This window comes from Allobosea sp. BK604 (assembly GCF_004341515.1).
GTDB lineage: Bacteria > Pseudomonadota > Alphaproteobacteria > Rhizobiales > Beijerinckiaceae > Allobosea.
In genome coordinates this window covers 185,934-198,254 of record NZ_SLZF01000013.1, presented here as the reverse complement: position 1 = coordinate 198,254, position 12,321 = coordinate 185,934, and the positions used below count along the sequence as shown (strand labels likewise).

The window sequence follows — 12,321 nt, the reverse complement described above, 5'->3', positions numbered from 1 at the left end:
GCCTACGCTCGTGCATCCTCGTGCTGGGTGCGCGTGCAGTAGGCGCGCCGCTCACCACGTCGATGACTTGCACCACAGGGTCTAGACGTCCTTTCCGCGCGAGCAGAAAAGAGACCATGTGATGAGACTTGGTGCGATCGAGTTTATCTCAAGTGGTCGCTCCTCGGGGGCAGCCTTCTCGGAGCGTTCGGAAGACACGCCGCGCAATCAGGATGTCAAGATCCATAACATTGGAGCTCTCATCTGGCGGCGTAAGGCGTTCATCGCCTATTTCGCACTTGCCGGAGCGCTCCTGACTGGCGTCGCGGCCTTCGTCTTGCCGCCGAAATACACCGCTACGTCACAATTCGTGATCGAGCCCACGCAGGCCGAGATCGCGGCCGGCGTCCTGGATGCCGTCGTCGACACCCATATCGCCACCATCACGTCGGATGCTCGCCTGCGCGCGGTGCTGGCGAGCCTGTCGGGCCTGCCAGAGTACGAGGCGACTGCGCCTTCGGGCTCGACCGGCGCAGAGCCGGCGTTCGAGGACCGCCTGCGCGGGGGGCTGCTCGACGCCGCCGGGCTGCTCGAAGCGGCGGTCTCGACACCTCCAGCCGATCAGGCCCAGTCGGATCACCCGACAGGGCTCGCGCCGCCCAGTCTCGACGAGGCGAAGCTCTCCCTCATGGTTCGGCAAGAGCGGCGCTCGAGCGTCGTTTCGATCAGCTACAAAAGTTCCAACCCGGTCAGAGCCGCACTGATCGCCAATCAGATCACCGCCTTTCATTTGAACGCTCTGTCGCAGCGCAAGCAGCTCGAGCGAGAGAATTCAAAACAATGGCTGGATCAGAACCTCGCCCAGGCTCAACTTGAATCGGACGCTGCGGACGAGGCGCTGCGCGCCTACTCGTCCGTCCATGGAGCCAGCCTCCCGGATGGCGCGAAGGGGGAGCCGGTCGCGGAGATCGTCCAACAGCTCGAGGGGGTCCGGGCCGAGTTGGCGAGAAAGGAGGCCAAGCTGGAACACATCAGGGATCTGCGGCGAGCGGAAGCGGATGTTGGCACCCGGATCGCCACCCTGGCTTCCCCATCTCGGACCGCGGAGCCCGCAGTGTCCGATGTGCCGAACACCGCCGCGACCGCGCCCGGAAACACGTCGACGCCACGGCCGGACGTGACTCGCGAGGCCGAGGTGGAGCGGCTCGAGCGTGACATCCGTGTGCTGCGCATTCAGGCGCGCTCGCTTGCGGAACACACCACGTCGCTACAGACCGTATCGGGAATTATCCTCGCCCAGCGGAAGGAGTTTCAAACCCTCGAACGAAGAGCCGCTTCAGCGGCGGACAGCGTCAGGGAACTCAGCCGGCTCAAACGAGAGTACAAGGATCCTCCCGCGACCGGCGTGCAGCTACTTGCGCGCGCGTCCGTGCCCCTGCGCCCGAGCTCGCTCAGTCCTTACCTCTACATTCCCGCTGCGGTCATAGCCTTCGCCGTGCTGGGCGGGGTTGCCGCTTCAACGCGCGAGCAGTTGGATCGAACGTTCCGGCAGCCTCGCGACATCGAGAGCGTGCTCGGGGTCCCATGCATCGGCCTTATCCCTGATGCCGGTCGCTCGGCCAAACGGCCGCGCCGGCCCACGCTCGATACTTCTGCCTATCCGAATGCGTTCGCGATCGAGACCGTGTGCGCAATGGTGCAGGCCGTCACGGGGCACCGCAAGGACAGCGGCAAGATCATCCTCCTGACGTCGAGCCATCCTGCGGAGGGTACTACGGCGCTCGCGGAGGGACTCGCGTCCTGTCTACAGAGCTTCCAGCAACGCGTTCTCCTTGTCAGCGCGGATGCCCCGCAAGAGCGCATCCACCCGACACCGGCAGGCGAGGCGCCGACGGGCCTCGCCGGCGGTTCTGCCACCCCGCAATATTCCGGCGATGCAGACCTGGATTGCGACCGCCTCAGCGTGATGGAACTCACCAACGGTGATCCGACACTGCTCGTTGGCGCGGCGTTGATCACAGGCCTGAAAGTAGTGCAGGAGCGTTACGACTATATCGTCATGGACGCCCCGGCGGTGTTCGTATCTCCCGCCATTCCAGCTCTCGCAAGCATGGCGGACGCGGTCCTCTTCGCCGTGAGATGGGGGAGCACGACCCGAGACGTTGCGGCGAATGCGTTGGCGTTGCTGAGTAGGCCGGCGACGGTCGGAAGGGAGCCCCCGCCGAACGTCCTGGCGGTGCTGACCCGCGTTGACCTCAAGTCCTATGTACGGTATCGGCCCGGAGATGCAGCCGAATTCTTGTTCGACCATCGGACGAGACTGGCGAGCAACTCGTTGCCCTGACGCTCTCCTGATGCGCTCCGTCCGCGCTACGGACTCCTAGAGCATTTCCGCATGTCTTCGAATTGCGAAAATGCTCTATCTACTTGTTTTGACGCATTTTCTTCACGCGAACCGGTATCCACTTCGCTCGAAAATGCGCTAGTCGGACGGTGAGCGGACGCAAACCCATGTTCGCGACGATCTCCCAGATTGCGGCGTCCGCAACTGCGCCCTCGAACCTTCTTCCCGCAATCGGCCTGCTCGGCTTGATCATCGCACTCGCTAGCCGGGGGCGTCGTGGCCTATGGCTGGCCAGCTTGGGCATCGGTGGGACACTGATTGCCGGAATTCTGCCGATTGCCAACATATTGATCCGCCCTCTCGAGGAACGCTTTCCCAAGTATCAGGAAGACGGGCGCCCGATCGACGGCATCATCGTCCTGTCAGGCGCGGTGGACCTGGCGAATTCGCTCGATCGAGACGAGTTTTCGCTGAATGGGGCGGCCGAGCGGTTCGTGCGTTTCATGGAGATGGCTCGGCGCCATCCCGAAGCACGCCTGGTCTATACGGGGGGAGGCTCGGGTGATCCGTCGCGATCGGAAGCGCAGCTGGCGGCCGAGCAAATGCAGAGGCTCGGCTTGTCAACGGAACGCCTCCTCATCGAGACGGCGTCAGGCACGACGTGGGACAATGCGCGGAATACGAAAGATCTTTTGGGTGCGCGGGCGCGAGGGCGCTGGGTTCTCATAACGTCCGCATGGCACATGCCGCGCGCGATGGGTTGCTTTCAGAAAGTCGGGCTGGCGGTCGTCCCTTATCCGGTCGACTATCAGACCCGTGGACCAATCGATTCGATTCGGCCGTTCACTGTCGTGGGACACGGCCTTCAGCGACTGGATATAGCTGTCAAGGAGTGGCTCGGCTTGTTCGGGTATCGCATCTCCGGGCGGACGAGTTCTTTTTTCCCGAGGCCGAACTCGATGGATTTTCCCCAGCGCGACCTGGCGCCCGCAGCCGCGAACTAGGCGTCGGCGGAAGTATGGCCGTCAAAATCGCAGCCGGGCAAAACGCGGGCGAACAAAACGAAAAGCCGCCGGCGACACGGCAGCACCCGGCAAGCGACGCCCTTCACGGCCTCCCATCTTGATGGCGATCAAGTCGAAAGATGTGACGCGATTAATCTCCCGGGCGCTCTCAACTGCGCATGCCGAACAATGAGCGTTTCGCTCACGGCGAAGGACAAGTAATAGTTCCGAGAGTTCGAATCAGCTAAAAGCACCGCGAGGCAAGCATGATTCGAGAACTGCAAGATGTAGCGTCCGAGTACGCAAATAAACCGGATGGCAACGTAGCAATCATCACGATTCTAGCGATAAGAGAGTTGTTATCGAATGATATTAACCCAATTCCTCTCCTTAAAGAATCTGGGATGCCTTCCGATCTTTCCATTCACACATCCGAACGCGTTCCTGTCAACATCCAGTCGATTTTTCTTGATTTGGCAGCCAACGCCCTGAATGATGATCTTCTTGGATTCCATCTCGCGCTGAGCTTTGATTTTCGAGCGCTCGGATTTATCTATTACTTGGTGGCGTCTGCTGAAACTCTGGGCGAAGCCCTCGCCAATGAGGAAGAATATTCAGCATCCCTGAACGAGCCGGTGCGTGTCGGAAGCGGCAGAACGAGCGGCGTGTCCGTCGAACTGAGCTACGAAGGCCTGGATCCGCATCTGGACCGCCATTTCTCTGAGTTCTGGATCACGGGCACGCTCAGGCTGTGCCGCGACTTCACAAGCCGCGAGTTGGTGCCGACTTCCGCGACCATGATCCATCTGCGGGTTGGTAAAGTGCCCGAGATGGATCGCTATTTCGGTCGGGAGGTCATCTTCGGTGCGGACAGGGACCTGCTCGAATTTGGCAAGGACGCGGGCGACCTGCCGCTCGTCACGCACGATCCGCATCTGCATCAGCTTCTGAGGCGGCTGCAAAGCAGCGAGTCCACAATGCGCGCTCCGGAGCCCGAATCCCTGCAGCTCCGCGTGGAAAAAGCGATCGCCGCACGTCTTCGCTATGGGACGGTCACGATCGACGCCATCGCAAGAGACGTCGGAACGAGCGCGCGCACGCTGACACGGAAGCTTGCAGAGGAGAGGATGAGCTTCAGCAGCATCCTCGACGGGGTGCGAGCCTCCCTCGCTGTTCGATACATGCGAAACGGCGAGCTCACCATGTCGCAACTCGCCTGGCTGCTGGGCTATCGCGAGTCGAGCACCCTGGTCCGGGCGTTCAAGCGATGGACGGGCAAGAGGCCCACGGAGTTTCGACGTGAGCTCAGGCGAGGCGGGCTCGACGACACTTGACCCTGGGGAAGGGCACTGTGGCTTCACATTGGCGGGAAAAAGCAATGATTTGGCTGGCGAAGCTATGACGCACCCGCCGCCTTTCACCTATATACGCATCACTCCACTCACATACACAAAGTATGAGTGCGGAGAATTTAGGCTATATGCCTGGATATCAAAGTATAATTGAAGGACTACGATCAATACGATAGAATAAAATTGGTATGACGAGGCCGTAATCACTGCATTTGAGCAGTTTTCGGTCTATATGTCGCCTGAATACGACTTTAGAAGCTCAAAATGAGTTCTGGATCGGGTGGCGGGTTCTTTCCGCTCCGCGCAGTCTGACGGTAGCACCCGGACTACCTGCGCCCCTTCTCCAACCGTTGCTTCTGCGTAACCCAGCCGCCGACCAGCCGCATCGGCCGGTCCATGGCGGAGCCGTCTCTTTTGAGCGGTTTCGCATGTCCATCCAGCGAAAGTGACTTCATGACTGTTTACTACGTATCGCCAACCGGATCTGACACCCAGACCGGAGCCATCGACCGGCCTTTTGCCTCCCTGCAACATGCTCATGATCTCTCTCAGCCTGGTGATACCATCTATATGCGGGGCGGCGTTTACGCTCTCACCAGCGGCATCCAGCTGACCCGCGACGGCACAAGCGGGGCGCCGATCACAATCGCCAACTACCCGGGCGAGACGCCTATCCTGGACGGGTCTCGGATGACGTCGACCGATTGGTACGGTCGCGCCGGGGCTGGTGGCTGGGTGCTGGACGGCTCGAGCGTCTCGTGGAACCACATCGTCGGGCTGGAGATTCGCGGCGGACCGATGGGCGGCCTCGTGTTGCGGGATCAGTCACACAACAACATCATCGAGCACCTCGACGTGCACGATAATGGCCGGCTCACGTACTCGGAGGGCAAGGGCATTTCCTTGTTCGGAGCCAGTTCGAACAACCTCTTCGTCAACAACGACTCCCACGACAATCGTGACCTGGCGGGAGACAATGCCGACGGTTTCCAGGTCAGCACCAGCGGTACCGGCAATGTCCTGCGCGACAACCGCGCCTGGGGCAACGCCGACGATGGTTTCGACTTCTTCAATATCCAGGACGGCACGCGGAATGCGCCGGTGCGGATCGAGGGCAACTGGGCCTTCGACAACGGCTACGGCGCGAATGGCGATGCGTCGGGTGATGGCAACGGATTCAAGCTCGGCGGCATTCGGGCGGGCAGCGGCGGTTCCTCCGGAGGTCACACCGTCATCGACAATGTCGCCTGGGGAAACCTGGCGATCGGTTTCGATGAGAATGGTGGAACCGGGACCACGCTGAGAGAGAACACGGCTTACGACAACGGCACCTATAATTACGGCTTCTTCACCGGGAAAAGCAGCCTCTATGACAACGCCGCGTTCGGTGACGGCCAGGTTGCCGCCTCCGGAACGACATCGGGCAACTCATGGAACGCCGGGGCGGCTCCCGTGACCAACGACTATGCCTCCCTGGAAGGCGGCTTGGGAAGCGCCGATCGTCTTGCCGACGGGTCGCTGCCCTTCACCGAGGCCGGGACGCCTGGCACCGGCGGTGCACCGGCTCCCGTAATTCCGGGAAGCGGCGCAGGCGGCACCTCGCCGACACCCCCGGTACCTGTGGCTCCCGCTCCCGCGGATCCGGCACCCGCGCCGGGTCCTATCGCCAAACAGTACGGCACGGAGCGGGCCGATACACTCCAAGGTACGGCGGGGAATGATTTCATTCACGGCAATGGCGGCTCCGATCGCCTCGATGGCGGCGCCGGGAACGACGAGCTCCGCGGTGGAAGCGGCAATGACCGCCTGACGGGCGGTCTTGGAGCCGACGTCATGCACGGCGGCGACGGTCGAGACACCTTCGTGTTCAAGACTGCAGCCGACAGCGGGGTCGGCCCAGGTCAGCACGACATCATCCAATGGTTCCAGCAAGGCGCCGACACCATCGATCTCGGCCTCATCGACGCGAACACCGCGGTTGCGGGGGATCAGGTCTTCAAATTCGCCGGTGAGACACACTCTGTCCAAGCCAACGCGGTCTCATTCTATCGGACAGACGACTCTACCATTCTCCAGGGAGATACCAATGGAGACGGTACGGCCGATTTCCAGATCGAGTTCAACCATAAGTTGATCCTCCATCGATCGGACTTCGCCCTCTGATCGGCGAATTCCACCGTCTCACCAGGTCGCCCCTCCGCGGGGCGACCTGGCTCGCCAGAACTGCTCCCGCCACTTCCGATCGCGAGGCTTTCGAACTGTCCGACAACCCACCCTTTGGAAGGCCGCTTTTCTCGGTGGATTCCTGGCGAGAGCAGGGCCTCGCCGCGTTGAATGCCTGGAAGAAGGCGCTTCTTGCTCTGCGAGCTTTCCGCGTTCCTTTTGGAACGCGGCGGGAGGGCGTGCCGACGGCCCCTATCTCGATGGCGACTTTCGGAATCGGCGACCGATCCGTTGCACCGGCTTCTCCGCTCACTGAGGCGCTCGCTCGATGGCGCGGTGCGATCGTCACGATCGCCATACTCAGCGGCATGTTGAACGTCCTGACCTTGGCCGGCTCGCTCTACATGCTCGAGATCTACGATCGCGTCCTGCCGAGCCGAAGCGTCCCGACCCTGATCGGCGTCACTCTGCTCGTCATCATGCTGTTCTTCTTCAACGGCATCTTCGAAATTCTCCGCGGCCGCCTCCTGCTGAGGATTGGCGGCGCGCTCGATGAAGCGATGACGTCGAAGGTATTCCGGGCCGTCCTGACCGCTTCGCTGAGCTCACGGTCGCCGGGGCAGAGCATGCAATCCGTGCGCGACCTGGATCAGGTGCGCACATTCCTTTCCGGCAGTGGCCCGGGCGCCCTGTTCGACCTGCCGTGGATCCCGCTCTATCTCGGCATGTGTTTCCTGTTCCACTTTTGGATCGGTACCACCGCTCTCATCGGCGCCTTAATTCTCGTCGCCTTGACGGTTCTGACCGAGCGTCTTTCCCGTTCGCCAGCCCGAGCGGCAAGCGAGGCGGCCGCGCAACGGCTGCAGGTGGGGGAAATCGGGTGCCGGAATGCCGAGACTGTCCAGGCGATGGGAATGGGCAGCGAAATGACGCGCTTGTGGACGGCCGTGAACGACGAGCACCGCCGTCATCAGCAACGCGCCGCAGAGGTTTCCAGTGGTCTCGGAGCCAGCTCGCGAGTGCTCCGCCTGCTGCTGCAATCCATGGTGCTTGGCGTTGGCGCCTATCTCGTGATCAAGCAGGAGGCAACGGGCGGCATCATCGTGGCGAGCTCGATCCTCACCGCGCGTGCTCTCGCGCCCGTCGACCTGGCGATCGGCAACTGGGCCGGGTTCGTCAAGGCCCGCCAAGGCTGGGCGCGCTTGACGGAACTGCTCGCCGCGCATCCGTCCCCACCGCCCGCCTTGGCATTGCCCGCACCCCGGGAATGTCTCGCAGTGGAGACCGCCTCGGCGACGCCACCCGGGGCGCAGCGCCTGACGGTCATCGACATCGCCTTCTCTCTTCGAGCCGGACAAGGCCTGGGCGTGATCGGACGCAGCGCTTCCGGAAAGTCGTCCTTGGCCCGCATGCTGGTCGGCATCTGGCAGCCGCTGCGAGGCACGGTCCGCCTCGATGGATCGTCGCTCCAGCACTGGCAAGCCGAGGCCTTGGGACGTCACGTCGGCTACCTGCCGCAGGAGGTCCAGCTCTTCTCGGGTACCGTGGCCGCGAATATCGCTCGTTTTCGTAGCGATGCGACGGCTGGCGAGATCGTCCGCGCCGCGATGGCAGCCGGCGTCCACGACATCATCCAGCGCCTTCCGAACGGTTACCAGACACAGATCGGCGACAGGGGCGCCGCCCTCTCGGCGGGGCAGCGGCAGCGGATCGCGCTGGCTCGGGCGCTGTTCGGCGAACCCTTCCTGGTCGTGCTCGATGAGCCGAACTCGAACCTCGACGCCGAGGGCGAAGAGGCCTTGACCGAAGCCATCCTCGGTGTGCGCAGGCGGGGCGGGATCGTCGTCGTCGTTGCCCATCGGCCGAGCGCATTCGCCGCGCTCGACTACGCGATGGTCATGGCGGACGGCCGCATGCAAGCCTTCGGGCCCAAGGAGCAGGTCCTCTTCACCTCATTGAAGGCTGTGCCGAAGGCCACCGAGATACGGAGCGGAGCAACGCCCAGGCGAGAAAGCGCAGCGCATGAGTGACGTGTCTCAACGGACTGTCGCCTCGATCGACAGACTCCTTCTTGCCGCCGGCGCCGGCGTGGCTTTCTTTCTCACCGCGGTCGGCGGATGGGCTGCGATGACCGAGTTTTCGGGGGCCGTCGTGGCTTCGGGCTCGCTCGTCGTGGATTCCGAGCTGAAGAAGGTGCAGCATCCGACCGGCGGCGTGATTAGCGAGTTGCGGGTTCGCGACGGCGACCAGGTTTCGGCCGGTGACATCGTGGTCCGCCTCGACCCGACCGTGACTCAGGCGAGCCTTGCGATCGTGCAGAAAGCGCTGAACGAGGCACTGGCGCGGCAAGCCCGCCTCCACGCTGAACAAGACGACGCTTCGGACATCGTATTCCCGGACGAATTGCTGTCTTTGGCCGCTACGCCGGCGGTGAAGGCGTTGATGGAGGGGGAGCTGAAACTCCTCGGCGTGCGCAAGGCGTCGCGCTCCGGCATGAAGTCCCAGCACGCAGAACGGATTGGGCAGCTCCAGGACCAGATCCAGTCATATTCCGAGCAGATTGCTGCGAAAGATCGCGAAATCGAGCTCATTCGGCAGGAGCTCGACGGCGTCCGGGACTTGCTTGGCAAAAAGCTCGTATCGCTCAGCCGCGCCAACGCCCTGGAACGCGAAGGCGCGCGCCTCAGCGGTGAGCGCGGAGCTCTTGCTTCATCAGTCGCTCAGACCAAGGGTAAGATTACGGAGACTGAGCTCCAGATCTTGCAGATCGACCAGGATTTTCGGACCGAAGTCGGCAAGGAGCTCGCCGATCTCAGAGGCAAGATTTCGGAACTGGTGGAGCGAAAGATCACGGCTGAGGATCAACTCAAGCGGATCGATATCAGGGCGCCACGGGGCGGGACGGTTCATCAGCTCGCCATCCACACGGTCGGGGGCATTGCCGAACCTGGGGAAACCCTGATGCTGATCGTGCCGACATCCGAGCGGCTGACGGTCCAGGCCAAGGTGGCACCCCAGGAGATCGAGCAGATCCACCAGGGGCAACGTGCCGTGTTGCGCTTTTCCGCCCTCAACCACAGCACCACCCCCGAGATCAATGGCGTGGTCTCGCTCGTGTCCGCCGATCTGACGGTTGATCAGCGGTCGGGCCAAGGCTTCTACACGGTTCGGATCGCCGTCACGGATGACGAACTGGCCCGGCTCCAGGGTGCGAAGCTGACGCCAGGCATGCCCGTGGAAGCTTTTCTGCAGACGCAGCAGCGGACCGTGCTGACCTATTTCACCAAGCCCCTCTCGGACCAGGTCTCGCGCGCTTTCCGGGAAAGGTGAGCGCGGGCTTCATCGGCCCGCGTGAGTGACGGACGCCCGCACGCGTTCTTGATGGGCCTCAACTCCGCGTTGGAACGGCGCTGCACACTCCTGACCATGCCTGGATTTGGCTAGAGCATTTTCGAGCGAAGCGGATACCGGTTCGCGCAAAGAAAATGCGTTAAACCAAAGAGATAGAGCCCTTGCGCGATTCGGAGAAACGCGGAAGGGCTCTAGGCTCTTTGCCGGTAGGAGAAGCGCCATGAAGGTCGTCATCCTGGCAGGTGGCTATGGCACGCGCCTGAGCGAAGAGACCACCGTCGTCCCGAAGCCGCTTGTCGAGATCGGCGGGTACCCGATCCTCTGGCATATCATGAAGATCTATTCGCATTATGGGCTGAACGACTTCGTCATCTGCTGCGGGTACAAAGGCTCAATTATCAAAGACTATTTCAGAAATTTCTTTCATCGAAACTGTGATTTTACCATCGACCTCGCCGATAACACGCTTGTAACGCATCAATCCGCGCGCGAGCCCTGGCGGGTAACCGTCGTTGACACCGGCGAGAAGACGATGACCGGGGGCCGTTTGAAGCGGGTGCGTGAGCATCTTGGCGAGCAAACCTTCTGCCTGACCTACGGCGATGGCGTCGCCGACGTGAACATCCGCGACCTGATCGCCTTTCACCACCAGCAAGGCGCGCTGGCGACCGTCACGGCGGTTCAGCTCCCGGGCCGCTGGGGTGCGCTAAATCTCTCCTCCGACCGACCGCGAGTCGTAGGCTTTCGGGAGAAGGACAGCGGCGACGGCCATACGATCAGTGGCGGGTTCTTCGTCGTCGAGCCCGAGGCCCTCGACCTGATCGACGGAGAGGACACGGTCTGGGAGCAGGAACCCATGCGCCGGCTCGTCGCCAATGATCAACTCGCGGTCTACCGGCACGAGGGATACTGGCAGAGCATGGACACCTTGCGAGACAAGGTTCTGCTCCAGGAGACCTGGGATTCCGGAAAGCCGCCCTGGCGCGTCTGGCAACGCCCCGAAACCCAGGCCGAACCGCGTGCAACGCCCCGTGTTCTCGTCTCAGGCCTGGGCTCACGCCGATGAGAGTTCTTCTCACCGGTGCCGATGGTTATATTGGAACGGTTCTCGGCGCCAGGCTGCTCGACCGAGGCCATGACGTGGTCGGGCTCGATACGGGCTTTTATCGGCGCGGCTGGCTGTTCGAGGACGGCTTGACCCGGCCATCCGTTCTGACGAAGGACTTGCGCGACATTGGCCTGGCAGAGCTCGCGGGCGCCGACGCGGTCGTCCACCTCTCGGAGCTCTCGAACGACCCGCTCGGCGAGAACGATCCTTCGGTCACGTTCGCGATCAATCACGAAGGCTCGGTCCGCCTCGCTCGCCTGTGCAAGGCGGCCGGGATCGCCAGGTTCGTCTACGCATCGTCGTGCAGCATCTATGGCGCGGGCGGAAGCGAAGCCAAGACGGAGCTCTCCAGCCTTCATCCGCAGACGGCCTATGCGAGGTGCAAGATCCTTGTGGAGGAGGAGGTCCGCAAGCTTTCGGACATCGACTTCGTGCCGGTTTTCCTCCGCAACGCCACGGCGTTTGGCGCGAGCCCGCGCCAGCGCTTCGACCTCGTGCTGAACAACCTCGCGGCCTGGGCACATGCCGTCGGTGAAATCCGGATGACCAGCGACGGCACGCCTTGGCGACCGCTGGTGCATGTCGAGGATATTTGCTCGGCGGTCCTTTACGCGCTGGAGGCGCCGCGAGAAGCCGTGGCCGGGGAAGCCTTCAACGTCGGCGACAACGACCAGAACTATACGGTGCGGGACATAGCCGAGATTGTCCGTGCCGCGTTCCCGAACTGCCGCATCACCTACGGCCCGGCGAGCGGGGATAATCGCAGCTACCGCGTCTGCTTCGACAAGATCAGGGAACGCATGCCGGGATTCCGCTGCGCCTGGAGTGCGGAGCGCGGGGCGCTTCAGTTGCGCTCCGTGTTCGAAAGAATTCAGTTGGATCTGGCGACGCTCAATGCGCCTCCCTTCACCCGGCTCGAGGAGCTCAAATACCTCCGGCGGACGGGGCAGATCAATGAATCCTTGCGCTGGACGACGGGCACTGTTCGACCCGATTCAGTCGCCGCCTGAGGGAGTGAGG

The 12,321-nt window shown here is 62.5% G+C and carries 8 protein-coding genes; all 8 read left to right on the top strand.

Annotated features, from left to right (window positions below):
* The first annotated feature begins 121 nt into the window (after positions 1 to 121).
* The 8 genes from EV560_RS31865 (at position 122) to EV560_RS31830 (ending at position 12,311) form a co-directional block, all read left to right on the top strand.
* The gene (locus EV560_RS31865; RefSeq protein WP_131859873.1) at positions 122 to 2,323 is read left to right on the top strand and encodes a GumC family protein; all 2,202 of its coding nucleotides are present in this window, start codon (positions 122 to 124) and stop codon (positions 2,321 to 2,323) included.
* A gap of 167 nt (positions 2,324 to 2,490) precedes the next feature.
* Positions 2,491 to 3,327: a YdcF family protein gene (locus tag EV560_RS31860; RefSeq protein ID WP_131859872.1), complete on the top strand. Its 837-nt coding sequence runs from the start codon at positions 2,491 to 2,493 to the stop codon at positions 3,325 to 3,327.
* A gap of 266 nt (positions 3,328 to 3,593) precedes the next feature.
* Positions 3,594 to 4,661 (top strand): AraC family transcriptional regulator, encoded by a 1,068-nt coding sequence (locus EV560_RS31855; RefSeq protein WP_131859871.1) that lies wholly within the window; start codon positions 3,594 to 3,596, stop codon positions 4,659 to 4,661.
* A 471-nt stretch (positions 4,662 to 5,132) separates the two neighbouring features.
* Complete coding sequence (locus tag EV560_RS31850) at positions 5,133 to 6,842, top strand: calcium-binding protein (protein ID WP_165923730.1); 1,710 nt, start codon at positions 5,133 to 5,135, stop codon at positions 6,840 to 6,842.
* A gap of 260 nt (positions 6,843 to 7,102) precedes the next feature.
* Positions 7,103 to 8,872, top strand: a complete 1,770-nt coding sequence (locus EV560_RS31845; RefSeq protein WP_131859922.1) for a type I secretion system permease/ATPase — start codon at positions 7,103 to 7,105, stop codon at positions 8,870 to 8,872.
* Positions 8,865 to 10,172: an HlyD family type I secretion periplasmic adaptor subunit gene (locus EV560_RS31840; RefSeq protein ID WP_131859869.1), complete on the top strand. Its 1,308-nt coding sequence runs from the start codon at positions 8,865 to 8,867 to the stop codon at positions 10,170 to 10,172. The genes EV560_RS31845 and EV560_RS31840 overlap by 8 nt, the downstream gene beginning before the upstream one ends.
* 241 nt (positions 10,173 to 10,413) lie before the next feature.
* Positions 10,414 to 11,259, top strand: a complete 846-nt coding sequence (gene rfbF, locus EV560_RS31835; RefSeq protein WP_131859868.1) for a glucose-1-phosphate cytidylyltransferase — start codon at positions 10,414 to 10,416, stop codon at positions 11,257 to 11,259.
* Entirely contained in the window at positions 11,256 to 12,311 is a 1,056-nt protein-coding gene (locus tag EV560_RS31830; protein ID WP_131859867.1) for an NAD-dependent epimerase/dehydratase family protein, read from the top strand. Before rfbF ends, EV560_RS31830 begins: the two co-directional genes overlap by 4 nt.
* Positions 12,312 to 12,321 lie beyond the last annotated feature (10 nt).

What these genes read in the sequence shown, in the direction of transcription:
- EV560_RS31855 (WP_131859871.1), top strand. Translation starts at nt 3,594, where the DNA reads ATGATTCGAGAACTGCAAGATGTAGCGTCCGAGTACGCAAATAAACCG.
- rfbF (WP_131859868.1), top strand. Translation starts at nt 10,414, where the DNA reads ATGAAGGTCGTCATCCTGGCAGGTGGCTATGGCACGCGCCTGAGCGAA.
- EV560_RS31860 (WP_131859872.1), top strand. Translation starts at nt 2,491, where the DNA reads ATGTTCGCGACGATCTCCCAGATTGCGGCGTCCGCAACTGCGCCCTCG.
- EV560_RS31840 (WP_131859869.1), top strand. Translation starts at nt 8,865, where the DNA reads ATGAGTGACGTGTCTCAACGGACTGTCGCCTCGATCGACAGACTCCTT.
- EV560_RS31845 (WP_131859922.1), top strand. Translation starts at nt 7,103, where the DNA reads ATGGCGACTTTCGGAATCGGCGACCGATCCGTTGCACCGGCTTCTCCG.
- EV560_RS31850 (WP_165923730.1), top strand. Translation starts at nt 5,133, where the DNA reads ATGACTGTTTACTACGTATCGCCAACCGGATCTGACACCCAGACCGGA.
- EV560_RS31830 (WP_131859867.1), top strand. Translation starts at nt 11,256, where the DNA reads ATGAGAGTTCTTCTCACCGGTGCCGATGGTTATATTGGAACGGTTCTC.
- EV560_RS31865 (WP_131859873.1), top strand. Translation starts at nt 122, where the DNA reads ATGAGACTTGGTGCGATCGAGTTTATCTCAAGTGGTCGCTCCTCGGGG.